The sequence below is a fragment of the Shewanella profunda genome (genome assembly GCF_023283765.1).
Lineage (GTDB): Bacteria > Pseudomonadota > Gammaproteobacteria > Enterobacterales > Shewanellaceae > Shewanella > Shewanella profunda.
This window is the reverse complement of the sequence record NZ_JAKILG010000028.1, coordinates 1-24,764: the sequence shown is the minus strand read 5'-3', so window position 1 is coordinate 24,764 and position 24,764 is coordinate 1. Positions and strand designations below refer to the sequence as shown.

The 24,764-nt window shown below is 45.3% G+C and carries 20 protein-coding genes; 7 read left to right on the top strand and 13 right to left on the bottom strand.

The genetic code is table 11. The annotated features are described in order from the left end of the window. The first annotated feature begins 2 nt into the window (after window positions 1-2). Window positions 3-1,211, top strand: a complete 1,209-nt coding sequence (locus L2744_RS13630; RefSeq protein WP_248992417.1) for a multidrug effflux MFS transporter — start codon at window positions 3-5, stop codon at window positions 1,209-1,211. Between the two features lie 120 nt (window positions 1,212-1,331). Continuing rightward, a complete protein-coding gene (locus tag L2744_RS13625; RefSeq protein WP_248992416.1) occupies window positions 1,332-1,937 on the top strand; it encodes a tRNA-uridine aminocarboxypropyltransferase in 606 nt (201 codons plus the stop codon). A gap of 362 nt (window positions 1,938-2,299) precedes the next feature. On the opposite strand, the gene L2744_RS13620 is transcribed toward L2744_RS13625, so the two are convergent. Next, window positions 2,300-4,420 carry a putative bifunctional diguanylate cyclase/phosphodiesterase gene (locus tag L2744_RS13620; protein WP_248992415.1) on the bottom strand — a complete coding sequence of 707 codons (2,121 nt, stop codon included), beginning with the start codon at window positions 4,418-4,420 and terminating at the stop codon, window positions 2,300-2,302. Between the two features lie 307 nt (window positions 4,421-4,727). Between L2744_RS13620 and L2744_RS13615 the strand changes: the two genes are divergently transcribed. From L2744_RS13615 to L2744_RS13605, 3 genes are all read left to right on the top strand, one after another. Continuing rightward, window positions 4,728-5,081 carry a hypothetical protein gene (locus tag L2744_RS13615; protein WP_248992451.1) on the top strand — a complete coding sequence of 118 codons (354 nt, stop codon included), beginning with the start codon at window positions 4,728-4,730 and terminating at the stop codon, window positions 5,079-5,081. 72 nt (window positions 5,082-5,153) lie between these two features. Further along, window positions 5,154-5,792, top strand: a complete 639-nt coding sequence (locus L2744_RS13610; RefSeq protein ID WP_248992414.1) for a class I SAM-dependent methyltransferase — start codon at window positions 5,154-5,156, stop codon at window positions 5,790-5,792. 307 nt (window positions 5,793-6,099) lie between these two features. Next, the gene (locus L2744_RS13605; RefSeq protein WP_248992413.1) at window positions 6,100-8,157 is read left to right on the top strand and encodes a TonB-dependent receptor; all 2,058 of its coding nucleotides are present in this window, start codon (window positions 6,100-6,102) and stop codon (window positions 8,155-8,157) included. Window positions 8,158-8,263: 106 nt separating this feature from the next. Here the strand turns inward: L2744_RS13605 and L2744_RS13600 are convergent, their stop codons facing one another. The 12 genes from L2744_RS13600 to L2744_RS13545 all read right to left on the bottom strand — a co-directional run bounded on the left by L2744_RS13600 (window position 8,264) and on the right by L2744_RS13545 (window position 21,968). Beyond that, window positions 8,264-9,247, bottom strand: coding sequence for a formate dehydrogenase subunit gamma (locus tag L2744_RS13600; protein ID WP_248992450.1), 984 nt, complete (start codon window positions 9,245-9,247; stop codon window positions 8,264-8,266). Window positions 9,248-9,326: 79 nt separating this feature from the next. Then, on the bottom strand, window positions 9,327-9,896 hold the full coding sequence (fdh3B, locus tag L2744_RS13595; RefSeq protein WP_011791103.1) for a formate dehydrogenase FDH3 subunit beta: 570 nt from the start codon (window positions 9,894-9,896) through the stop codon (window positions 9,327-9,329). 29 nt (window positions 9,897-9,925) lie between these two features. Continuing rightward, window positions 9,926-12,778 carry a molybdopterin-dependent oxidoreductase gene (locus tag L2744_RS13590; protein WP_248992412.1) on the bottom strand — a complete coding sequence of 951 codons (2,853 nt, stop codon included), beginning with the start codon at window positions 12,776-12,778 and terminating at the stop codon, window positions 9,926-9,928. 17 nt (window positions 12,779-12,795) lie between these two features. Beyond that, a complete protein-coding gene (locus L2744_RS13585) occupies window positions 12,796-12,996 on the bottom strand; it encodes a twin-arginine translocation signal domain-containing protein (protein WP_248992411.1) in 201 nt (66 codons plus the stop codon). A gap of 386 nt (window positions 12,997-13,382) precedes the next feature. Then, window positions 13,383-14,411: a formate dehydrogenase subunit gamma gene (locus tag L2744_RS13580; RefSeq protein WP_248992410.1), complete on the bottom strand. Its 1,029-nt coding sequence runs from the start codon at window positions 14,409-14,411 to the stop codon at window positions 13,383-13,385. 49 nt (window positions 14,412-14,460) lie between these two features. Beyond that, window positions 14,461-15,057 carry a formate dehydrogenase FDH3 subunit beta gene (gene fdh3B, locus L2744_RS13575; RefSeq protein ID WP_248992409.1) on the bottom strand — a complete coding sequence of 199 codons (597 nt, stop codon included), beginning with the start codon at window positions 15,055-15,057 and terminating at the stop codon, window positions 14,461-14,463. Window positions 15,058-15,083: 26 nt separating this feature from the next. Continuing rightward, window positions 15,084-17,933, bottom strand: a complete 2,850-nt coding sequence (locus L2744_RS13570; RefSeq protein WP_248992408.1) for a molybdopterin-dependent oxidoreductase — start codon at window positions 17,931-17,933, stop codon at window positions 15,084-15,086. 17 nt (window positions 17,934-17,950) lie between these two features. After that, window positions 17,951-18,148, bottom strand: a complete 198-nt coding sequence (locus tag L2744_RS13565) for a twin-arginine translocation signal domain-containing protein (protein WP_248992407.1) — start codon at window positions 18,146-18,148, stop codon at window positions 17,951-17,953. A 156-nt stretch (window positions 18,149-18,304) separates the two neighbouring features. Beyond that, complete coding sequence (locus tag L2744_RS13560; protein ID WP_248992406.1) at window positions 18,305-18,982, bottom strand: TorD/DmsD family molecular chaperone; 678 nt, start codon at window positions 18,980-18,982, stop codon at window positions 18,305-18,307. A gap of 10 nt (window positions 18,983-18,992) precedes the next feature. Continuing rightward, on the bottom strand, window positions 18,993-20,654 hold the full coding sequence (locus tag L2744_RS13555; protein ID WP_248992449.1) for a 4Fe-4S binding protein: 1,662 nt from the start codon (window positions 20,652-20,654) through the stop codon (window positions 18,993-18,995). A 187-nt stretch (window positions 20,655-20,841) separates the two neighbouring features. Continuing rightward, window positions 20,842-21,504, bottom strand: coding sequence for a DUF3306 domain-containing protein (locus L2744_RS13550; RefSeq protein WP_248992405.1), 663 nt, complete (start codon window positions 21,502-21,504; stop codon window positions 20,842-20,844). Next, the gene (locus L2744_RS13545; RefSeq protein WP_248992404.1) at window positions 21,504-21,968 is read right to left on the bottom strand and encodes a DUF3305 domain-containing protein; all 465 of its coding nucleotides are present in this window, start codon (window positions 21,966-21,968) and stop codon (window positions 21,504-21,506) included. The genes L2744_RS13550 and L2744_RS13545 overlap by 1 nt, the downstream gene beginning before the upstream one ends. A 300-nt stretch (window positions 21,969-22,268) precedes the next feature. On the opposite strand from L2744_RS13545, the gene L2744_RS13540 reads away from it, so the two are divergent. Both L2744_RS13540 and L2744_RS13535 read left to right on the top strand, forming a co-directional pair. Further along, window positions 22,269-23,165 (top strand): formate dehydrogenase accessory sulfurtransferase FdhD, encoded by an 897-nt coding sequence (locus L2744_RS13540; RefSeq protein WP_248992403.1) that lies wholly within the window; start codon window positions 22,269-22,271, stop codon window positions 23,163-23,165. 64 nt (window positions 23,166-23,229) lie between these two features. After that, entirely contained in the window at window positions 23,230-24,135 is a 906-nt protein-coding gene (locus tag L2744_RS13535; RefSeq protein ID WP_248992402.1) for a substrate-binding domain-containing protein, read from the top strand. Window positions 24,136-24,764 lie beyond the last annotated feature (629 nt).

The following is a 24,764-nucleotide window of genomic DNA, read 5'->3' as shown; positions in this document are numbered from 1 at the left end:
TTATGCGGCGCAATCTGTTACCTATCCTCATGTCTATGGTGCTATTAAGTCCATTGGCTATCGATATCTATTTACCCTCGATGCCTACTATGGCGTTAGAATTCGCCGTATCTGCCAGTGAAGTTCAATCGACCCTCGTCTTGTTTTTATTTGCTATGGGGTTGGGGCAAGTGCTTATTGGCCCATTGGCTGACCGCTATGGTCGTCGGCCTGTGGCATTATTTGGTGTGTTACTTTACGGCGCAAGCAGCCTTTTAGCCGCAGCGGCTATCGAGTTTCATTGGTTGCAAATTGCTCGCGTATTACAAGGTTTAGCCGCCTGTTCGACTTCAATCGTAGTGTTTAGCGCGGTGCGCGACTGCTATTCTCAAAAAGAAGGCACCAAGATTTACAGTTACTTAAATGGCGCCATTTGCGTGATCCCAGCCCTAGCACCGACTTTAGGTGGATTGCTAGCAATGCAATTTGGCTGGCGATCAACCTTCGTCTTTATGACCTTATATGCCATGTTGATGATGCTCGTAATTGGTTACCGTTTGCCCGAAACTCGCCCTGCTAACACAGTGACAACGGGACCTTTGTACCGTTGGGGCCGATATAAACCAGTATTAGGCAATACCCATTTTTTGTTTTATGCCTTTGCCTGTATGTCGGCTATGGCAGCGATTTTGAGCTATGTATCTTATTCGCCAGTGTGGTTGATTGGTCACTTAGGATTATCTGAACTGGCCTTTAGCGGTCTGTTTGGCCTCAATGCTTTAGTCAATACTGTGGCTTGTTTTGCTGCGCCCATTGTTATCCGTAAGTTAGGTAACCGCCCGACTGTGATCCTAGCGCTATCGTTACTTGTGCTATCGACGGTCTTTATTCTTGGCGCTCAGCAATTTGGTCCAAGTGCGGGCATGGCCGGGGCTTTTGCCTTTATGCTACCTATGATGGTGTTATGTATTGGTTTTGCTCTATTGCTCGGCCCTGCTACTAGTATGGCGTTATCCGCCTTTGGTGAGCGAGCTGGTACGGCAGCCGCCATGCTTGGATTTATTCAGATGAGCGGTGCATCAGTATTGACAGGGCTCGTTCAACAAACAAATTTAACGGCACCTTATGCGGTTGCCTTAGTGATGGGCGTGCTTTCTATCGGTTTATTATTGATGATGGGATTGAGTCGTTTCGACCATTGGCATCAGGAGCAGTTATACCCTTCACATTAAATATCAGAACACCCTTTGCCCGCAGCAAGTTTGACCATAAGCTGCGGGCATTTTTTATGCCCTCCCATTTATCACCCTTTGATATACTCCTGCGATAAACGGTTTAGTAGAGAATCAGATTTGACCCGTCACTATTGTATTATTTGCCACTATCCATTGAATACCTGCCTTTGTGGGAGTATTCAGCCTATTTTTCCTTCGACACAGTTAGTGGTTTTGCAACATCCCAGTGAAGTAGAGCATAAGAAAAATAGCGTGCGGGTGTTAAGCCTTGCAGTGCCCGAGACTCAAATATACGTAGGGGAAGATGAAAATGATTTTAGTGAGTTGCGTAATGATTTAGCTAAGTATGATAAGCCAATTTATCTTGTCTATCCCTCGGATAACAGTGTGAGTGTTGAAACTCAACGTATTACCTCCCATTGTGTGTTGTTGTTACTTGATGGTACATGGCGTAAAGCATTTAAAATGCTGCAGCTTAATCCTTGGTTAACGGAGTACCCTGCAGTGCATTTGGCTGAAGGTTATGAGTCAAGATACAAGATCCGCAAATCAAGCCGTAGCGATAGTTTATCGACCTTAGAAGCCAGCGCTTATATGTTAAGTGCACTTGACCCTTTGCTTAATGTAGAGCTCGTCATCGCTGCTTTTGATGCCATGGTAGAGATGCGTATAAAGGCGATGCCGCCTGAGATACAGGTGCGCTACCGCAAATTTAGTGAATGAATCCAACCATCTGAGTTAAGTTGTTAGAATATTTAGATATAGATAAGTGCTTTTAAGTTATCGATTTTTTGAGCTCTCGTACGAATAAAATTAGCAAAAGTCTTATTCAGATCACGCTAACTTAATGCAAAACGCGGTTTAATAGTGACGATTCATTTGCACTGCAAATGATGAGATAGCTTTGCCAGCCAATTGCTTTGCAGGGGAGTGATTCCATTTTTTTGATGGTGTGCTGGCAGGGCTATCGAGCCCGTCCTAAGTGTTTTACCGCAAGCATAAATAATCCCGTTGTTTCCGATAGCCAAATAACAAGCCGTGAACTTTTTGGGGCTGTAAGGGCGACCAACACGCCAAGTTTGATGCTAGGCTATGTGTTTTTCGACTAAAAAGGCTTGGGTGAAGTGTTCAACAGAACTGGGGTAACCGAATAAAAATCCCTGAGCGAATCCTTGTCCCATATCGGTCATAATATCTTTTTGTTCTTGTGTTTCAATGCCTTCGGCCACAAAGTGAATGTCGAGTGCTTGGGCTAATTGCACTATGGCGTAGCAGAGCTTTTGCCCAGAAATATCGCTTAAACGTAGGGCAAATTCTGCATCTATTTTTACGCTATCAATAGGCAAGGTGCCTAAACGGCTGAGTGAAGATAATCCAGTACCAAAGTCATCAATGGCAATGCTAACGCCTAAGGATTTGATGCGATTAAGCGTCAGTCTAGCCTGCTCAGGTTGACGCAGCAGTGCTGATTCGGTGATTTCTAAAATCAGCGCATCAGCGGGCAACGCAGCCATTTCTAAGGCATTTATCACTTGCTCAACAAAATCTACATGCTCTAGCTGTAGTGGCGAGACATTAACCGAAATTTTAAAATCAGATTGGTATTTCGCTCGCCAAAGTGTTGCTTGTTGGCAGGCTTGTTCGAGCACCCATTGGCCTATGCTAACAATTAATCCCGTTTCTTCGAGTAGTGGCACAAATTCTGAAGCCTCATAGTGCTCAGTGGGGGATTTTTGCCAGCGTAGTAATGCCTCTGCTGCCATAGTTTGGTTTGTGTGTAAGTCCACTATGGCCTGATAAACGAGTTTGAACTGTTTTAAGCTATGCGCATGTCTTAAGCTATTAATCAGTTTCAACTTTATCTCAGCCGCTTGGCTCATCGACTTGTTATAAAACACTAAATGTGGCGGACTCTTTTTAGCACAGTACATTGCTGTATCAGCCAAACTGATCAGCTGTGCCGCTTGGTCACTATGGGTTGGGAAGAGGGCGATACCTATACTTGTGCCAAGGAAGAATTTTTGTCCTTCGATCTCAAAAGGGCTGTCAAATAGACTAAGAATTTGTTCAGCAAAGAGCTGAACTTCTTCCTTACAGCTACAGTCTTGCAGCACGAGGGTAAATTCATCTCCCCCCATACGGGCAATATCTGCCTTTTCGATACAACCGGCTTCAAGCCTCGCTGCGACTAATTGTAAAACCCTATCACCCATCGAATGACCAAAGCAGTCGTTGATATTTTTAAAACCGTTGAGATCTAAAAACATCAAGGCACCTAAAGTATTGGGATCGGCTTGCAGCTTCTCCAGCGCACCATTGAGTATTTGTTTTAGATGAAAACGGTTGGGTAGGCCGGTCAACGTATCATACATGGCTCGGGTTGTGAGTTGGTTTTCCAACAGCTTTTGGGTGCTGATATCGCTAAAAATATTAACGTGGTAGGGGGTTTCCCCATTAACAACAATCCGGCGGCTACTTTGCCAAGCAGGGAAAGTGCTACCATTTGAACGTTTTTTTAATGTTTCGCCCTGCCAAGAACCACGCTGTTTCAGTGCCAGTTGGCAGTCCGTTTCTTCACCTTGGGTAAGGTTGCGTGCCTCTAACATTGAAGGGGTATGGCTAATTAGTTGCTCTGCACTATATCCACAAATACGGCACATTGCTTTATTCACCGCGAGGATGCGATTATCGTCATCCGTAATATAAACGGCTTCAGCACTTTCCTCTAAAGTTGTTGATAGTATTTCTTTAGGAATGTGGGCAAAACCATCAGTGATAGTCTCCCGTACTTGATTACGGCGGTTGAGTGCTTGCAACTCGACTAGCACCACTGGCTGTTGTTGAAGATAGCAGCGGTATAAGTTAATACGTGTTGGTAATTCGTTACCTTGTTGGCTTAAATGTAACCAATTGAAATCAACATGATTACCCGCGATAGCTTCGAGAATCATTTCTCTAGCGAATTCAACACTATTACGGCCAGAAGATTGGATCCTCGGTGAAAAGTCATAGGGTGTTGCATTCACAAATGCATCGTAATGGGTGCCAAAATAGTTCAGCGTTGCACGGTTGGCGCTAATAAAGCTAAAACCTTGGATAATGGCTAGGGGTGTTTGATCTGGATGGGTTTGCCAAAGAGACAGCTTTTCTTGCAATACGGGATCATCCGTACTGAGTTTATTGAGCAAGTGTTGCCATCTAATCATTTAGGATACTCCCTGGTAACCCTAACGAGTCACATCCCATTCCGTAGATATTTCGTTTATAAAGAAATTGTCTAAATAGTACATTATTTAAGTGGGGTTAAAAATAAACCTAATTAGGGTTTCACTCAAATAGAAAAATAAAAAATTGTAGTTTAAGACCTATCTTTGCCCTGATTATGGGGTAAACCATGCTGAGTAACCCAAAATTAATAAAATATTATGCTATGTTGGGCGCTGAGTATCGGTTGCAGTATGCGTGATAACATAGGCGATTGGTTAGCATTTTGAATAAATGGAGCAGGGAATGATGAAATTATTTAAATCATTTGCTTTATTCGCATCGTTTTTGAGTCTTTTTTTCCCCACTGCGAATGCATCTGATGAGCAAAAGCCTAGATTGACCTTAGAGCAAAAGGCCGATACGGCACGAGGGGATTCCATAAAGTTAGAGCAACTTCAATTAGATAAAGCGCGACAAGCAGCTAAAGAGACGGCAGAGCGGGAAGATAAAATCAGAGTACAGTCCCAATCGAGTGATTGGGAAGAACAGCAAAAAATAAAGACAAAGAAACAATTTGATGAAAGGGAGAGCCGCGAGCAGAAATATTTACGTGAAGCAAAAGATGCCGCCACAAAAGAGCGAAAAATACCTAAACCTTGATTATTATCTTGATTACCATGTAATGGCTTATTAACTTGAATTTATATTGCCCACAACCCGTAGGAATTGTTGTTGAATATCTGTCCTTTATGCCATAGCACTGAGTTAGTTACATATCATCAAGATAAAAAGCGCCGTTACGAGCAATGCCAAATTTGCCAACTGGTTAGTGTACCGCCCGAGTTTTATCTTTCAGCAAGGGCAGAAAAAGCTGAGTATGATAAGCACGAAAATTCTCCCCATGATCTTGGCTATCAGCGCTTTTTAAGCCGGACACTCGAACCATTACTCGCCCGTTTTGAGCCTTCAGCCCAAGGTCTCGATTTTGGTTGCGGCGAGGGAATGGCTCTGAGTTTGATGGCTAAGGCTCGCGGTTATCAGGTCGAAAACTACGATCTTTACTACGCTAATCAGCCTGCAACGTTGACTCGCCAATATGATTTTATTAGCTTAACCGAAGTTATTGAGCATGTAAGTGATGCCGCTGGCTTGCTAGAACAGCTAGATAAACTATTAAAACCGAAAGGGATTTTGGCTGTGATGACTAAGCGGGTGCAAAGTAGCAGTGCTTTTTCCACATGGCATTATAAAAATGATCCTACCCATATAAATTTTTATTCCGAAGCGACCTTCACATGGCTTGCTGCCAAATATGATTGGAGGTTGGAGATTGTCGATAAAGATGTTGTGTTCTTCCACAAACCCAGTTGAGCCAGCGGTATACCTTTGTGTCTGTATAAATTTCACCTGTGTCCAATCAATCCGTCATTTAGCCCATAACTCACTTTAACCTTTGCTAATCTGTGTTCAAAGGAATGCAACGCCAATTACGTCTCGCATGGCTCCTAAAATGCTAAATCTAGCTACCCCGTCGTATTCCAAATTTGATGCTAATCACAGCTTTAAATTTAAATACAAATGATAATGACTCGCAATTGATTTAAGGTTATTTTAACTTAAACGTCTGTTAATTCTAGTTAACAGTTTCCTATCAGTCACAGTCAATTTGAGGGTTTTCATGGAACACAGGGTATTTAAGCGAAATATTATCGCCGCCATTATTTCGAGTTTAGGGGTATCTTCGACTTATGCAGCAGTAGAAGCTGAACCAACGGAACCCATTGAAAAAATTACCGTATATGGTGAGAAAATTGAGCGGAGTTTAAAAGATACCACCTCGTCTGTTTCTGTTATAGACAAGGATGCTTTGGATAGCGGTCAGTACCAATCTATATCGGATGCATTATCTGAAGTTCCTAACGTTGTGGTATTGAGTGGTTCAGTGCCAGATATCCGCGGCGTTTCTGGTAATGGATCTGCATCTGGCTTTAATTCCTTTACTGGTGGTGCGAGAGCGCGGGTTTCTACGCTGGTCGATGGTGTTGCCGAACCTTTTGTAGCCGATCTGACCGGTGATACTGGTTTATGGGATATACAGCAAATTGAAGTCTTTCGTGGCCCCCAGTCAACTATCAACGGTCGCAACAGTATTGGGGGAACTGTGTTTATTAAAACAGAGGATCCGACCTTTGACTGGCATGGCGCTGCGCGTTTAGGTTATCGAGATCAGAATAACTATATCGATAGTGCGGTAATGGTATCGGGCCCCATTTTAGACGATGAATTAGCGTTTAGGCTCAGTGGTCAAAATGTGACTGGAGAGACCTACAATAAAGGTTTGGTATATGACACTAATCCTGCCACGTTCGATCAAAACGAGTTAATAACTAACCGCTGGCGTGGCAAATTCTTATGGCAGCCGAGCGCCATCGAGGATCTCAAAGTACTTTATAGCTTTTCCTATAACGATGAAAAAGGAGATTCGGGTCGTAACTATTTTTCAGGTGATGATCCATGGGCTTATGAGCCTATCATCCAACGTTATATTGAAACAAAATCGACTACACATTCAGTAAAATTCGATTATGACCTAGGTTCCGGCAAGGCTTTAGATCTCGTCGTGGCCTACATGGACTATGACTGGAGCTCTGAATCCTATGAAGCCCTAGTGACTGCTCAGCAATATGTCGATATGAAAGATGAAAGTTATACCCTTGATGGTAAATATAGTTTTGGCTTAAACGACCGAGATTTTAATGGTTTTGTTGGCCTTGCATATTATGAGCGCAGCCAAGACTTTGGCAGTACAGGTAGCTCTGTTTATTCGGGCGATGACAGCAGTACCTCTGTATCCGTTTATGGTGAAGTAACCTATGGCTTAGCCGAGTCTCTTTGGGTCACTGTGGGTGGTCGGGTGATGCGCGATGAGCAAAAACGGGACTTTTCAATGTTGTATCGAGGTAGCCAACTCGAGGAAAAATTAGACAACGACAGCACCATCACTTTACCTAAGTTAGTGTTGCAATATGCCATCACGGATAATACGACGTTAGCTGCTAGTGCCCGCCGCGGTTACAATTCGGGTGGCGGCGCTTTATCCTTAGCTGAAAGTGAATACTATTACTACGATGAGGAATTTGTTGATACCTATGAGCTCAGTGCGCGCAGCATGTTTTTAGGGGGTAATGTTAACCTGAGTGCTAACTTGTTTTACAACGATTTCGATGGTTATCAAGCTACAAATCAGGCCCGCAAAATTACCAATGTCGATAAAGCCGTCACTTATGGTATAGAAACCGAATTGAGTGCAATGCTGTCTGATAACTGGCAGTTAATTTCTGGCGTGGGTTTACTCGAAAGTGAGATTAAAAAAGTCGATTCTAGCTACGGTGATGTCGAGGGCAATCAGCTTAATTCTGCTCCACATGTAACGGCTAACCTAGGCGTGAAGTATTGGATGAATGATGCATTTTCCGTAGGATTGTCGGGTAACTATGTGGGTGAATATTTTGCTGACATCGATAACTCTGAATCAAGGGTTGCAGGCGATTATGTGGTTGCTCGCTTAAGTGTTGATTATCTAAAAGATAATTGGAGAGTCAGTGGCTTTATCAACAATATATTTGACGAGCAAGCAATGACGGTTAATGAACCTGCTAGCACTAGCTATGTTAATGGCTACACTGCGATTATCGACCCTAGAAATATCGGTGTCTCAGTGATGTATAGTTTTTAGTGCTATTGGCAGAGTGAACAAACTTATATTGAGTTTTTGACCCCCTAATAAAAACCCTCCACGAGCTAACGTGGAGGGTTTATTTTTATAGCTTAACCAACAAGTATCACTCTTTATACTTTAAGGTACCGTTGGCTTTAATTTCGTCGTACCACAGATTGTGATGCTGAGTTGCCCAGTTTTCATCGCAGTAGCCAGATACCATACATTCCATACCGCCTTCTGACATCACTGTTGCCATAAAGATATGCACGATAGAGAAAGCACAGATCACGATAGCACTCACTGAATGCAGTACCAGTGCAATTAAGCTTAATGTACGGCTAGGCTCGAATAGGTTAGGGAAGAGTAACAACATGCCTGAGGCAGAAATCACTAATCCAAACAGGGCAAATGCCCAAAACCACATTTTCTCACCAGCGTTAGCAAAACCTGCGTCAGGGTGCTTACCTTTGAATGGGCCAAAGTTAATGTAGCCACCCACAACCAAAAACCACTTTACATCGTACATTTTTGGCAGTTGGTTTTTCGCCCACAGGGTAGTCATTAATGCCCAACCGATCATGAAGGGAATTGCCATCACATCATGGATTTGCTTAGCACCATAGACTATTGCTTCCCAGATACCTGCACTTAACCAAGGCTGGAAGAAGAAACGACCCGCCAGTAGTGTTAAGCCAGTTAAAATCAACAGTAAACACGGGATCGCGCCTAACCAATGGATTGAAACGTCAAACTTAGACCAGCGATGCACTAGCTTGCCTGAAAAACCATGGTGTAGCTTGGAAATGCCATTCACCTTGATAAATAAGACAAAGATAATGATCATACCGAATAGCGCTGCCATTAAGGCGGGTGCTAACCAGTCGCTACGCAGCGCTAATACTCGTAAATCATAGGTATTAATTGGCTGAGCATGAAACTCACTTTGGGAGGTAGTGTATCCCTGAGCGCCGTCCTTCAGTTGTGCCCATATTTGCGCATCAGACTGTTGAACTTGAGTCGCCAGTTCATCACCACCATTGGCTAAGCACACAGCACTAAATAACAGTGCTATGACTAAGCCTATGTGTTTGAACCATTTGTTTATCATACATCCTCTCTCGCTTAGTCGCGCCTACCAAAGTAGGCGCTAAGCTAAGTTTGTGGACAGATCCTGTCGACCTGAATTAATTCCAAGCCGCGTTTTTAGCACCACGGTAAGCCATACGCTCACGGAAAATGCTAGAAACAACTTCAGCATCACCCGCTAATAGGGCTTTAGTGGCACACAGTTCTGCACACATTGGCAGTTTGCCTTCGGCAATACGGTTTGCACCGTATTTTTGGCGTTCTGCATCTGAGTGGTTTTCTTCTGGGCCACCGGCACAGAAGGTACATTTATCCATCTTGCCGCGACTACCAAAGGCACCTTTTTTCGGGAACTGTGGTGCGCCAAACGGACAGGCGTACAGGCAGTAACCGCAACCGATACAGGCATCTTTGTTGTGTAGCACTATGCCGTCATCTGTTCTGTAGAAACAGTTTGCAGGGCAAACTGCCATACAAGGAGCATCTGAACAGTGCATACAGGCGACAGAAATAGAGGCTTCACCACGTTGACCATCGTTAATGGTGACGACACGGCGGCGTTGAATACCCCACTCGAGAGCGGAGTCGTTTTCGTTTTTACAGGCAGTGACACAACCGTTACATTCGATGCAGCGCTTGGTATCACATAAAAATTTCATTGTAGCCATAATGGCAATTCTCCTAGCTTAAGCTGCACTTACGCTTTAACGATCTGACAGAGTGATGCTTTAGTTTCCTGCATTTGTGTCACAGGATCATAACCATAGGTCAGCGCAGTGTTAGCGGATTCACCGATAACGTAAGGCACTGTGCCCTCTGGATAGTTCGGCGCTAAACTCTCACCGTGCATCACACCCGCAAAGTGGTATGGCATAAAGGTCACGCCGGGTTTAACGCGTGGCGTTACCATAGCTTGCACCTTAATACGGCCACCTTCGGCACCTTCTAACCAGACGTTTTCGCCGTTACGAATACCACGATCGGCAGCGTCGGCAGGGCTTATCTCAACAAACATTTCCTGTTGAAGTTCAGCTAGCCATGGGTTAGAACGAGATTCTTCACCACCACCTTCGTATTCAACCAAGCGACCCGAAGTCAGTACCAGTGGGTACTTACCGCTTAAATCTTTGTCTTGGATTGACTTATAAAGTGTGGGTAGGCGGTGTACTTGCATGTCGTCATAGGTTGGGTATTTCGCCACTAAGTCACGACGTGCTGTGTATAACGGTTCGCGGTGTACTGGGACTTGATCTGGGAAAGTCCAAACAATACAACGGGCTTTAGCGTTACCAAAGGGAATACAACCATGTTTGATTGCCACGCGTACAATGCCGCCTGACAAATCGGTTTTCCAGTTTTTACCTTCGGCTTCAGCTTTTTCTTCGGCCGTCAGTTCATCCCACCAACCCAATTGTTTGAGCATATCGGCAGTAAATTCAGGGTAACCGTCTTGAATTTCTGCGCCCTTGGAATAAGTACCATCAGCTAAAATGCTTTGACCTTTATATTCAACACCATAACGGGCACGGAAATTACCGCCGCCGTCTTTCACGTGTTTGGCTTGGTTATAGAGAATTTGGGTACCAGGATGTTTAGCCTCTGGCGTGCCCCAACATGGCCAAGGTAAACCGTAGGTTTCACCTTTAGCTGGGCCGCCTGCGGCTTCCAGTGTTTTATTGCTGAAAGTGCCCCAGTTTTGGGTGTGTAACTTGATACGCTCAGGGCTTTGACCTGTCATACCGATAGTCCACATACCGCGGTTGATTTCACGGGTGATTTCTTCAATCACAGGTAAACCATTTTCAATCGCGATACGTTTAGTGTACTGCTCGGCAATACCCAGTTTTTGCGCTAAACGGTACATGATTTCGATGTCGGTTTTAGACTCGAACAGTGGCTCGATGACTTGCTCACGCCACTGGATTGAACGGCCTGAGTTAGATACTGAACCGTGAGTCTCAAACTGTGTCGCTGCAGGTAGCAGATATACGCCATTCTTACGTCGATGCATAACACCCGCCATAGTTGGGAATGGGTCGACAACAACAACTGTGTCCATCTTGTCTAGGGCATCACGCACTTCACGTTGACGGGTTTCAGTGTTGACCGATTGTCCCCAGAAAAACGCCATACGGATATTATCTTTCTGCGCTAACTTGCTCTTATCTTCTAACACACCATCGTGCCAGCGAGAACAAGGAATACCCGGCGTAGTCATTGGATCTTTGCCAAGGTAGGCTGTTTGATCGAATCGACTTTTCACCCATGCCATGTCCAGATCCCATACATGGGTCCAGTGAGTCCAAGCGGCAGAGGTTAAGCCGTAGTAACCCGGTAAATTATCGAATAATAACCCTAAGTCAGTTGCGCCTTGTACGTTATCGTGGCCGCGGAAAATGTTAGTGCCGCCGCCTGAAACGCCCATGTTACCCAGTGCTAATTGGAGAATACAGTAAGCGCGAGTGTTGGCGTTACCGACGTGATGCTGTGTACCACCCATACACCAAATCACAGTGCCAGGACGGTTATCAGCCATTAATTTAGCGGCTTGATAGACATCTTCTTCACTGACGCCAGTGATATTTTCGACTTCTTTAGGTGGGAATTTTTTCGCTTCAGCGCGGATGCTTTCCATCTCGAATACGCGCTGTTTGATAAAGGTTTTATCTTCCCAACCATTTTCAAAAATGTGCCATAACATGCCGTAAATAAACGGAATATCAGTGCCTGGGCGGATTGCACAGTGCAGATCTGAGTGCGCCGCAGTGCGGGAGAAACGTGGGTCAACGACGATGATTTTAGCGTTGTTTCTTTCTTTGGCGATCAGAATGTGTTGCATAGAAACTGGATGCGCTTCTGCGGGGTTTGCCCCGATCAAGAAGATAGCATTGGCATTCTGAATATCGTTGAAAGAGTTAGTTTGCGCACCGTAGCCCCAAGTGTTAGCAACACCAGCTACCGTGGTAGAGTGACAAATACGAGCAGAGTGGTCGACGTTGTTTGTGCCCCACATAGCCGCTAATTTGCGGTACATGTAACAGCCTTCGTTAGAAAACTTAGCGCTCCCCATGAAGTACACTGAGTCTGGGCCAGATTCTTGACGAATATTGAGCATTTGGTCGCCCACTTCGTTAATGGCATCTTCCCAAGAGATTTTCTTCCACTTGCCATCAACCAATTTCATGGGATATTTCAGGCGTTTTTCACCATGACCATGCTCACGCAGTGCCGCACCTTTAGCGCAGTGACCTCCGGCGTTGAATGGGTGATCGAATGCGGGTTCTTGACCCGTCCACACGCCATTTTGTACTTCGGCATAGAGGCCACAACCAACGGCACAGGCACTACAAATAGTACGTTTGACTTCGATTGGCGCATCATGTGGCACTTCTTTGGCTTCGACGCGACGCATCATGCCTGTACCCATAAGTGATGCGGCAGCAATACCACCCGTAGCAATACCGGCTTGCTTCATAAATTGACGACGGCTAATGCCTAACGCCGGTTTGTCTGCCACTGGGGCAATATTGGACTTGCGAGTTAACTTCATCGCTGACTTCTCCTAGATTAGCTGCGCAAGCTAGCGTAATAGCTGCTGATGTGCGCAGTTTCGTGATAACCGGTTGATTTTTTTGTGGTTACCGTGCTGCTTTCGCTGGCCTGTGCCACACTCATGCCTGTTGCGGCAATAGCGGCACCCGCTACGCTGCCAACGGTGAGCGCTTTAAGCAAAGAGCGGCGAGATAAATCGCTGGGTTGCTGCTTCATGCTGACTCCTGAAATTAGGGTTTATATTTATTGGAATGGCGCGGCTTTTCGTTGGGGTAGAACGTGTTATCAAAAAGTGAAGATTAGAAGTGAAAATGATAATAAAATCATCTTGTTCGCTGTCAATCATCGCGCGTGGGGGCAATATAGAGGGAACTGCTCGATGGAGACTTGATCTAGAACAGTTTGCGGACTCCAAATAGAGCGCTGTTATCCAAAAGCGTTAACTCGCTCATAGTTTGCAAGGGGGATTCACACTCAAGACATGACGGAATTTTGTGTGTTATTACAATGTAAATTGTTGATTGTTTACATTATGTTTCAGGCTAGATAAAAAACACCCCGCAAAGCGGGGTGTTTTTAGCGGTATAAAAGCTGCGCTTTACCTAGTCTTTATACTTTAAATTGCCGTTAGCTTTGATCTCGTCATACCACAGGTTGTGGTGCTGGATTGCCCAGTTTTCATCACAGTAACCTGACTTCATACACTCCATACCACCTTCGCTGAGTACCGTCGCCATCCATATATGCACTATGGTAAAGGCAATCAGAATAATGGCGCTGATGGCGTGGATCAGTAGGGCAGCCATTGAGGCTTCCCGTGGTAAGTCTAAGCCTGGTAACACTAACATGATGCCAGACACACTGATAAATAGACCAAATAGGGTCAGTGTCCAGAACCACATTTTTTCACCGGCGTTGGCAAAACCACTGTCAGGATGTTTACCTTTGAACGGGCCAAAGTTGATATAACCGCCGACCACTAAAAACCATTTTAGATCATACATCTTAAAGGTTTGAAGCGGCATCCATTTCACTACGCATACAGCCCAAGCCGCGATAAAGACGGGACCCGCCCAATCGTGAATCGTTTTACTGCCGTAGATCAATGTCGCCCAAAGATCGGGCCCCAGCATAGGTTGTATTACATGTCGACCTAACATTATGGTTAAGCCTGTAAACATCAGTGCTAGGCAGCTAGTTGCCATGATCCAGTGGATCCACAGATCCGCCTTAGACCAACGAACGACTAACTTGCCCGAAAAGCCATGGCTGAGTTTTGAAGAACCATTAACCAAATAAAACACTAAGAAAGCACCGAACACACCAGTGACAGCTAACGCCATGAGAGGCGTTACGTATTCGTTTCTCAGTTCTTTACCTTGGTTACCGGCAACGTTAATCAACACCCCAGTTTCGACACCCTTAGCAGTGGTATAGCCGGCATCGCCTGCTTTTACCGCACGCCAAAGGTCGGCATCGCTGGTTTGCGCTTTCGCCTGTTGTTGACTCGATTGCTGATCACTTGCTTGAACTGGACTTGAGCTCACTACTGAACCCAATCCCAATCCCATGACTAGCACTAACAGAGCAAACAGACTGCGCAGTGATTTGTTTAACTGTTTGTTTAACATTGTCACTCCTTGCCAGAGGTTAGGGATGACTCCCTAACCCTCGCTCTGCTTAGTTAATCTCACCGGTTTTTGGGTTGTAGCCCCAAATCACGTTAGGATTGCCACGGGAGGCCATACGTTCACGGTAGATGTTAGATACCACTCCCGCATCACCTGCAAGCAGTGCTTTGGTTGCGCAAAGCTCAGCACACATAGGTAATTTTCCTTCGGCAATACGGTTTGCGCCGTATTTTTTACGCTCGGCATCGGAGAAGGTTTCTTCTGGGCCACCGGCACAGAAAGTACACTTGTCCATCTTGCCACGACTACCAAAGGCAGTCTTTTTCGGGAATTGTGGTGCACCAAATGGACAAGCATAGAAGCAGTAACCACAACCGATACAGGTATCTTTGTTGTGTAACACTATGCCGTCATCGGTACGATAGAAGCAATCTGCCGGACATACGGCCATACAAGGAGCATCGGTACAGTGCATACATGCCACAGAGATCGATGCTTCACCTGGTTGACCATCGTTAATTGTCACCACGCGGCGACGTTGAATACCCCACTCGAGAGCGGAATCGTTTTCGTTCTTACATGCAGTGACACAACCGTTACACTCGATGCAGCGTTTGGTGTCACATAGAAATTTCATGACTGCCATAATGGCTTATCTCCTCATCAAGTAGGTTAGGCTTTGCTGATTTGGCAGAGGCTGGACTTAGTTTCTTGCATCTGAGTCACAACATCGTAGCCGTAAGTTAAAATGGTGTTTGCGGATTCGCCTATCACGTAAGGCACTGTGCCTTCCGGATAGTTTTTCGCTAGGCTCTCGCCTTCAAACACCCCAGCAAAGTGGTATGGCATAAAACATTCACCAGCAATAACGCGCGGTGTCACCATAGCCTTAACCGTGATTTTGGCGCCCTCAGGGCCATGAACAAAAACATCGTCACCGTCACGAATACCGCGATCCGCTGCATCCGCAGGGTTCATTTCGATGAACATTTCTTGTTGTAGTTCAGCTAACCAAGGGTTAGAACGGGATTCTTCACCACCACCTTCGTATTCCACTAGGCGGCCAGAAGTGAGTGCCAGTGGGAAGTCTTTAGCAAAATCCTTATCTTGAATTGACTTATACAGGGTCGGTAGACGCGCAACCATACGGTCTTCGTAGGTTGGGTATTTAGCGACTAAGTCACGACGAGGTGTGTAAAGTGGTTCACGGTGGCGCGGAATATCGTCTGGGAATGTCCATACAATACAACGGGCTTTAGCATTACCATAAGGGATACAACCATGTTTGATTGCCACACGTTGGATACCACCGGAAATGTCAGTTTTCCAGTTTTTACCTTCGGCGTGTTTTTTCTCGTCTTCGGTTAGGTCATCCCACCAACCCAATTGCTTAAGCATATCGGCGGTAAATTCAGGATAGCCATCTTGGATCTCACTGCCTTTAGAGTAAGTACCTTCGGCAAGAATATTATTACCTTCATGTTCAACACCATAACGGGCGCGGAAGTTACCGCCACCGTCTTTAACATGTTTGGCTTCGTTATATAGAATTTGAGTACCAGGATGTTTCATCTCTGGTGTACCCCAACAAGGCCAAGGTAAGCCGTAGGTTTCACCTTTAGCTGGGCCACCGGGTGCTTCTAAGCTGTCAGCATCAAAAGTCCCCCAGTTTTCTTGGTGCATTTTTAAACGCTCAGGGCTTTGTCCGGTATAACCGATAGTCCACATACCAGTGTTGAACTCGCGGGTAATATCCTCAATTAACGGCTCATCACCATTGACTTTGATATGCTTGAACAGCTCTTGATCAATACCCACTTTCTTAGCGAGTTTGCACATGATCACATGATCTGGCAGGGATTCGAACAGGGGTTCTATCACTTTAGAACGCCATTGAACGGAGCGGTTAGTTGCTGATATTGAACCGTAGGTTTCAAACTGGGTTGCGGCAGGAAGCAAATAAACCCCATCTTGACGTTGGTGCATAACACTCGCCATGGTTGGGAATGGATCGACAACGACCACTGTATCCATCTTGTTTAAAGCTTCACGGACTTCACGGCCACGGGTTTCCGTGTTGACCGATTGTCCCCAGAAGAACGCCAGACGAATATTGTCTTTCTGCGCTATCTTGGTTTTATCTTCTAACACACCATCGTGCCAGCGAGAGCAAGGAATACCGGCAGAGGTTTGTGGACTTTTGCCTAGGTATTCACTTTGATCAAAACGGTTAGATATCCATTTAGGATCCAGATCCCACACATTTGCCCAATGAGCCCAAGCGCCAGAGGTTAAGCCGTAGTAACCTGGTAAGTTATCGAATAACAAACCAAAGTCAGTTGCCCCTTGCACGTTATCATGACCACGGAAAATGTTAGTACCGCCACCTGGAACACCCATATTGCCCAATGCTAACTGTAAGATACAGTAGGAGCGAGTGTTAGAGTTGCCCACGTGATGTTGTGTGCCGCCCATACACCAAACAATAGTGCCGGGTTTGGTTTCTGCCATCATTTTGGCAACGCGGTACATTTGTGCTTTTGGCACACCCGCAACCAGTTCAACTTCTTCTGGGGTGTACTTTTTCACTTCTTCGCGGATACGGTCCATGCCATAGACACGGCGCTGGATAAACTCTTTATCTTCCCAGCCGTTTTCAAATATGTGCCATAGCAGACCATAAATGAAGGGGATATCAGTACCTGGACGGATATGCACGTACTCGTCAGATTTCGCTGCAGTACGGGTGAAACGTGGATCAACGACGATGATTTTGGCACCGCGTTCTTTACCAATCAAAATATGCTGCATGGCAACAGGATGCGCTTCACTGGGGTTGGAACCAATGAACATGATGCACTTAGAGTTGCGGATATCGTTAATTGAGTTGGTTTGCGCACCGTAGCCCCAAGTGTTAGCAACACCGGCTACTGTGGTAGAGTGACAAATACGGGCTGAATGGTCGACGTTGTTCGTTCCCCACAGTGCCGCAAATTTGCGATATAAGTAAGCTTGTTCGTTTGAAAACTTAGCACTACCCATAAAGTAGATTGAATCTGGGCCTGACTCTTGGCGAATAGAAGCCATTTTATCGCCCACTTCATTAATGGCTTGATCCCAAGAGATCTTTTTCCATTTCCCGCCTTCTAACTTCATTGGGTATTTCAGGCGTTTTTCACCGTGACCATGTTCACGTAGTGCAGCACCTTTAGCGCAGTGACCGCCAGCGTTGAATGGGTGATCGAATGCAGGTTCTTGACCCGTCCACACACCGTTTTGTACTTCAGCATAGATACCACAGCCCACTGCACAGTGAGAACAAATGGTACGTTTAACTTCAGTTGGGACGTTGTGGGGGATATCTTTAGCTTCTGCTTTACGCATCATGCCTGTGCCGAGCATAGATGCTGCGGCGATACCACCAGTGGCAAGACCTGCCGATTTTAAGAATTGACGACGATTGAGACCCAGGGTCGATGCTTTAGGCTCGACAACCTGATCTGTTTTGCGGGTTAATCGCATCACACACTCTCCTCTATTTAGTTTTTAAGCGACGCATAGTAACAACGAATATGGTCGGTTTCACGGTAGCTTTCGCTCTTAGGTTCGATAGGTTCAACCGTTGGCGCTGCGGCTAATGCCTGACCGCTAACAGTGGCTACCGCACCTGCCGCACTGCCGAGTGCCAATGCTTTAAGCAATTGACGACGGCCCATGTCGGAAGCTTGCTTCTTCATAGTGTCTCCTTGTGTTACTGGGTTAAAGTGGCATAAACGACAACCACCTCGGTTATTGTAGAAGCCTAGGCTATTGTGGCGAGGGTGAATGGGATTCTCCTTCGCTTACAGAACTGACTTCATCACATCGATGCCTATATGTGCAGGCATCTGATTTTAATTCATTAATTCCACTTGCTTTTCAACATCACTGGTGACGGGTTGCAAGTCGGCACTGCCGGGGCAATTCACGGGAATATCTAGGCTTAGTTGCTCAAAGGCATTGGCTTCCATTTCGAAAAAGGCTTTTGCCAGTTGTGCAACCGTGGCATAAAAAGCCGCACTTGGGGCTTTAGCTAGATTGTCACAGAAGCGACCAACCCAACTGCCAATATGGCGTTGGTAAAATGCCAGCTGGCGATAACTTGGTGCCTCTAGAATCAGTGTTCCCATGACTTCGCAAAGGGCTGCGACGTGGTCTTCGGGTTCTTTGACGTTATCTTCGCGCTCAAAACCCAGTTGCATCAGGTCTTGGCGTAGAAGTGCCAGAGGTTTATCCATTAATGAACCCGTCATAAACCAACTGCCATAGGGTAGAATTTCACCGCATCCAACACCGAGGAAAAGGGCGAAATACTCATCTTCTAACTGTTCACTAGTGAACTGCTGTGAGGCGAGTTGCAGTGACAACCAAGCTTTGGTCATCGCATTATCTTCATTGGCATCGATTTCAAGATTGGCCAAAAAGTGCAGTAATTCAGGGCTAGGATGGCGGCGTAATAGTGCTGCCAGCAGTTGATAGATATCGGCTCTCAACTGATCGTTTTCTGATACTTGTCTTACGGATTCGGTCATAACGGATCTCTTATCGCAGTTGCTTTTCAGGATCTTGAAGAATGTCTTCAAACATGTCTTTTACCCGGCAGTCGCCACACATTTTCAAGCGTTCAATATTAGCTGAAAATGCGCTATGCGCGCCGACCATATCCAGCATCCGATGCACCATAGATTGGGTCGCAAAAGGAGAGCCGCAACGAATACATTCGAATGGGGCTTCTTCTTTCAGGGTGTGTTGTTGCTGACGGGCAGCTTTATCAAAATTGATTTGTGGGGTAAGGCTAATGACTTTTTCAGGGCAAGCCGCCTCACATAACCCACATTGCACACAGTTTTGTTCAATGAAGTGTAGTGCAGGTTTGTCACCACCATCCTGTAATGCCATGGTTGGGCAAATTGCGACGCAGGACATACATAAGGTGCACTTCTCTACATTGACACTAACTTTGCCATAAGGGACGTTAGTGATGCTTAGACAAGTATCGATTTCACCCGCTTGGCTATTTAGGTGGTCTATTGCTTCAAACAGAGTATCTCGCTTAGTTGTTGAGACAAATGCGGCCGGTACTATGATTGGCCAATCTAAGCTGATATCAAGCATCGATTCTAAATGGGTGAGCATGCTAGGGTCGATAAGACTGATACGCTGTGGCTGACCCATTTCGTCTAAAATGCTATTGGCTAACGATAGCTCACCTTTGAGCATTTGGGTGAGCGTTGGCGCAGTGGCTTCTGTGTTGAGAATAAGTACTTGGCGCGCGCCCCAAGCGAGTGCAGAAAGCCAATGGTCAAGGCTAGCAACTGTGATTTCTTCAAGAGCAACAGGAAGAATATCTCCTGCTAGATCCTCAGAAATAAAGTCGGCGCCAACTGCATTGTCGTGGAATAAAATCACGGGTGCTGTCTGGGCTTGTTCGCGAAAGCGACTGATGATTTTATTTAGATAAGAATATAAGGCCTGAGGTGTTGGCAAGTCGTAGCTGATAGCTCCTGTTGGGCAGGCACTTGTACAACTGCCAGCACCGTGGCAAAGGTAAGGATCAATTTCAATCTTCTTGGCGACACTGTTTATTGCATCGGCGGGACAGAAGTTGAGGCAACGATTACAACCATTGATGCCGTTGCGGTCGTGGGCGCATAAATCTGGATTAATTTTTACATAGCGTGGTTTATCGAATTGCCCTACCAACTCAGGGATTTGTGTTAGCGCATCTTCGAGCTTCGCCGCATCCTGACCTACGTAGAAGTAGCCAGGAGGGAGCATCTCTAAATTTAAACAAGGTGTGCTGCTCAAATCGAGCACAAGATCAAAGTGAGGCTTTCTAATGGACACTAAGCTAAGTTCTGCTGTGCCATTTTGATGTTCAACGTTGACTTGGAACTGGCCTAAAAAACCTTTAATTCCAATCAGTTTATTGTAGTAACTTTCAACATTTGTTGCCGCAGCCATAACACGCTCTAGGTGCGCTTCGTCTTGGCTGGTAATCGCTTCATTGGCTAAAATGACTCGATTTGCCATAGTGGACAATTTGTCCGCAGCTAGGCGAGCGAGATCCTCTGGGCCGATAATTAGCACTGTGCCTTCGGTGGTATAGCTTACCGTTGGCGGGATCAGATTCTGCAAAATCTGAGTCTGCGCTAATACATTTTGCCGCGCTTGTTTCAGCGCATGCTGGGTTTGATTGGTCATCAAATAAGTGCTCACATTGCGTTCCTGAACAGTACTTGGGCTGTTCTATTTTTTGCTGTATTGGAGCAGATTTAGGCGGTTGGTAATAAGTAAGTCATTGCCTTTTCTGCTTTTATCTAAGCTTTTACTGCGCTATACAGCAATTCACATACCAAGGTTGTGGACATTAAAATTAGCTAAACTGACGTTAAACAACTCGGGTATGAACTTGAGCGGAAAGCTCTGGTGCATTTTGGGGTAGGTCATCAATCTCCCCATCCAAATTGTCCGTTGAAGGTTTTGCTGCCAATTCGGTTTCGATCTCGTTGTCTGATCCCATCGCTGTTTCTGGTACGGAATTCAGCTCGTTTTTCACTAAGGTTGCTTCTTTGTCTGACTCTTCATTGTCCTTAGTCATAAAGCGGAACACCTTTTTAGCCAGTTCGGCTGAGACTTCAGGACTGAGTTTGGTTTGATTGCTATAGTCGAGTGCATACTCCAAAAGACCATCAATCTCATTGAAATGCGGTTGTTTCCAAAGTGCACGAAGGGCTGCCGTTTTTGCCGCTGGATCGACATTGGTAGCCATAAAACTGGCAAAACTTCCTCCTATCTCAATTTCTTCAGGATTAGGTAAATCCTCCGCAGTTAACATGCGGTTAGGATTGTCCGGCGATTGATGTTCAACTTCAGACTGTTGGGATACTGTGGCGGCTTGAGTAGTTACCGTTTGTGTGTCGACGTCGACAAGTTCATCTTCGATAACATCCTGTATCTGTTTAGTCTCTAATGCTTCCTCGGCTGCGACTTGTTCACGGCGTTGGGTCCAGCGAGTAAAAAGTCCGCTTATTTTGTGGGTATTATCAGCCATTAATCTCTCCGTAATGGATCGCTACTTGGGCCTTGATTGTTGCGTCCATCGACATGTTTACGCCGGTGGGCTGAAATTTCGACTTCACCGTATTGGGTGATAAAGGCTTCAATCCAACAAGCGATAGCCTCAGGCATTAGCATATTGAGCACTGGAGTATTTCCCTCAAGGCAGCCCGCAGCAACGTTTTGGTCAGCCGAGAGTAAAGCTGGAACCCAAGTACCGTCGGGCATTTCATCGCATACTAAATACAGCATAGCGTTATCTAGATCGATATTGAGGCGATAGCTCGCTCGTTCGTCTTTGTGCAACTCGAGTAGGACTAAGGTTGCCCCTTCAGGGGCTTCGTGGGTAGTGGGAAGTAAATGATCAATTTCCCATTTAACTGAGGTCCAGCGGCCAACTTGTTTCTCTACTTTTTTGAGTGAAACGTACATAGGCCAAACACTTGTTGTATGCTGCATTGTCTCTCCGTTTCAACTGTGCTGGTGGACGATTTTTTACTTTGCGGATCGGTGTTACCAACAAATTGCAATAAAAGGTCTTTGCAATATTAATGCCAGTAAACATAGGGGATAAGTTTGAAGTAGATCATCAAAACGAGTGTTTTTGTGGGACATTTTGTCCTGTTGATTATTTTGTCTGGGACATTAACGTCCAAAAAGAAAAATCGAATTGCGACGGATCACGCATTTTAGCCCTTCTTTTATACCTAGGTATAAATATTGCTATGCTCTGGTCATCATTCGTTAAGCGGTAAGATTATGATTTCTGATAACAGCACTATTACAGGTAAAAGTTCGATGGCGGATAATACCAGTTTACAGACTAAGCGTCCGTTTACTTTTGTGAAAACCCAAGCTGAAGTGCCCCTAACTATTGCAGTTAAGGCCGTAAATGAAGCTGGGGAAGTGCTCGATAAGTTTGTGGCGTGTGAGCGGCCATTAACGGTTTATTTGAACTGGCGCCCGATTGTAACTTTGATGACACTCGGAGCAAAACCTGAGTCATTGGCGCTAGGTTATCTTAAAAACCAAGGTTTTATTTCTGATGTAAGCATGTTGGACTCCGTAATAGTCGACTGGGATGTGAACTCTGCGGCAGTGATTACCCGTGAACAAACGGCGGATCTTGATGAAAAACTCTCTGAAAAAACAGTTACTTCTGGCTGTGGTCAAGGGACTGTTTACGGGAGTTTTATGCAGGATCTTGAGGGTATTAAGTTACCAACACCTAGCCTCAAGCAAAGCACTCTTTATAGCTTATTGAAAAATATCAACGAATATAATGAAACCTATAAAAATGCAGGTGCGGTACATGGCTGTGGCCTGTGCGAAGATGACCAAATTATGGCCTTCGTCGAAGACGTTGGTCGCCATAATGCGGTAGACACACTCGCTGGTGATATGTGGCTTGGACAAAACCCAGGCGGCGACAAGATTTTTTATACCACAGGCCGGCTTACTTCAGAGATGGTGATCAAGGTTGCCAAGATGGGAATTCCAGTTTTGCTGTCGCGCAGTGGCGTGACTCAAATGGGCTTAGAACTCGCACAGCAATTAGGTATCACTATCATAGCTCGTGCGAAGGGACGTCATTTTTTGGTATATCACGGCAGTGAAAATTTACAATTTGATGTGAACTCTGACCCAGTAACTTGAGTTCGGCGTTCTAACAAATACAGTATTTCAACAAAGAGCGGATATTTAGATACAAGGATATAAGATGACATCTGCCAGTGAATTGGTCTATATGAGCGCTAAGCAAGTAGCCGAGTATTTGGATCTTAACGAGAAGAAAGTCTACGCCATGGCGAATGACCGAATTCTACCGGCTACAAAAATCACAGGTAAATGGCTGTTTCCTAAGGTGTTGATTGACCGTTGGGTGATGGATTCATGCCACAGCGGTATGCTCACTGATAGATTGCTTATTACGGGTAGTGACGACCCACTATTATCTATGCTAGTGGCACGTTTGATGGCACAGGTCGGCAGCCGTGAATTAATCAGCTACAGCGCAACAGGGTCACGCCTAGGCTTAGAGTTGCTCGCTAAGGGTTATGCTGACGTTTGTACCTTACATTGGGGGAGTATGGAAGATAGAAATATCCGCCATCCTGCGCTATTAAAAGGTTATAACAATCATCAGCAGTGGATAATGGTGCATGGTTATTCTCGCCAACAAGGGCTTATTATGCGTGCAGATATGCACCACAGATGCCAAGAAGAAGATAAAGTGGTGAGCTTACCGTGGCGATGGGTGAGTCGTCAGGGGGGAGCTGGAAGTCAACAGCATTTAGAGCACTGGTTGTTAAAACAAGGTACACGATTAGATCAGCTCAATGTTCTACTAACAGCTTATAGCGAGCGTGAACTTGCAGGGTATATTGCCAGAGGTGATGCTGACATTGGTTTTGGTTGCCAGTCAGTAGCTTTGGAGAGTGGTTTAAGCTTTGTCCCCTTAGTGAAGGAGTCCTTTGATTTTGTTATGCCACAAAGTATTTACTTCCGTCGACAGTTGCAACAACTCTTTACTATGTTGAGCTGCGGCCATACAAGGCAAATGGCTGCATTACTCGGAGGTTATGATCTTACAGATTGTGGGCAGCTACTATGGAGTGCCAGTTAATCTACTCAATTTAGCCCTGATGAATGAGTCGAGTGGCTTTCACGCTACTTATATATAAGTAGCGTTAGTCAATAAGGTGTGGGAAGGCTGCTCTAAGTAAACTTCGATTTTAGTAAATGTCATCCAAGGTGTCTGTCGCTTTATATAAAGGAGATAACACCTTCATTTTCAGGTACGACTCAAGTTCTATCTCAGTCTTGCTTTCTCCGGAAGTAATCATCTTAGAAATTCTTATGCTAGCTAACACTATTATTTGGTAAGGATTTAGCTTCCTGCTAAAAGTACGGCCTCTTTTAGATACGACAGCTATACAAATATAAGGTAAGAATCTCATCAAAGGTGAGTTTTGTGGATAAGTTTGTGAGTAATTAGTGGGTATGATGTGATTAGCTCAGGTATAAAAATTAAATGCAAAAAACCATTAAAAAGCGCTTGCACAAATTCTTCTGCTGCCTATAATGCGCATCCACTGACACGGCAGACAGCGAAAGCAAGCTGACGAGTTAGGTTGAATTAAACAGCTTACTCTCTGTTGAGAATGGCACTTAATTCAATTGCAGCAAGAAGTTGTTAAAAACTCCTTGACGCGAAACGGGAAATGCGTAGAATACGCAGCCCTGAGTTGACGA

Bases quoted from the DNA above. Each gene is read 5' to 3' on its own strand.
- L2744_RS13560 (WP_248992406.1), bottom strand. From the start codon at position 18,982: ATGACCGAATCCGTAAGACAAGTATCAGAAAACGATCAGTTGAGAGCC.
- L2744_RS13540 (WP_248992403.1), top strand. From the start codon at position 22,269: ATGATTTCTGATAACAGCACTATTACAGGTAAAAGTTCGATGGCGGAT.
- L2744_RS13585 (WP_248992411.1), bottom strand. From the start codon at position 12,996: ATGAAGCAGCAACCCAGCGATTTATCTCGCCGCTCTTTGCTTAAAGCG.
- L2744_RS13580 (WP_248992410.1), bottom strand. From the start codon at position 14,411: ATGTTAAACAAACAGTTAAACAAATCACTGCGCAGTCTGTTTGCTCTG.
- L2744_RS13605 (WP_248992413.1), top strand. From the start codon at position 6,100: ATGGAACACAGGGTATTTAAGCGAAATATTATCGCCGCCATTATTTCG.
- fdh3B (WP_248992409.1), bottom strand. From the start codon at position 15,057: ATGGCAGTCATGAAATTTCTATGTGACACCAAACGCTGCATCGAGTGT.
- L2744_RS13550 (WP_248992405.1), bottom strand. From the start codon at position 21,504: ATGGCTGATAATACCCACAAAATAAGCGGACTTTTTACTCGCTGGACC.
- L2744_RS13535 (WP_248992402.1), top strand. From the start codon at position 23,230: ATGACATCTGCCAGTGAATTGGTCTATATGAGCGCTAAGCAAGTAGCC.
- L2744_RS13620 (WP_248992415.1), bottom strand. From the start codon at position 4,420: ATGATTAGATGGCAACACTTGCTCAATAAACTCAGTACGGATGATCCC.
- L2744_RS13555 (WP_248992449.1), bottom strand. From the start codon at position 20,654: ATGACCAATCAAACCCAGCATGCGCTGAAACAAGCGCGGCAAAATGTA.
- L2744_RS13570 (WP_248992408.1), bottom strand. From the start codon at position 17,933: ATGCGATTAACCCGCAAAACAGATCAGGTTGTCGAGCCTAAAGCATCG.
- fdh3B (WP_011791103.1), bottom strand. From the start codon at position 9,896: ATGGCTACAATGAAATTTTTATGTGATACCAAGCGCTGCATCGAATGT.
- L2744_RS13590 (WP_248992412.1), bottom strand. From the start codon at position 12,778: ATGAAGTTAACTCGCAAGTCCAATATTGCCCCAGTGGCAGACAAACCG.
- L2744_RS13630 (WP_248992417.1), top strand. From the start codon at position 3: ATGCGGCGCAATCTGTTACCTATCCTCATGTCTATGGTGCTATTAAGT.
- L2744_RS13565 (WP_248992407.1), bottom strand. From the start codon at position 18,148: ATGAAGAAGCAAGCTTCCGACATGGGCCGTCGTCAATTGCTTAAAGCA.
- L2744_RS13545 (WP_248992404.1), bottom strand. From the start codon at position 21,968: ATGCAGCATACAACAAGTGTTTGGCCTATGTACGTTTCACTCAAAAAA.
- L2744_RS13615 (WP_248992451.1), top strand. From the start codon at position 4,728: ATGAAATTATTTAAATCATTTGCTTTATTCGCATCGTTTTTGAGTCTT.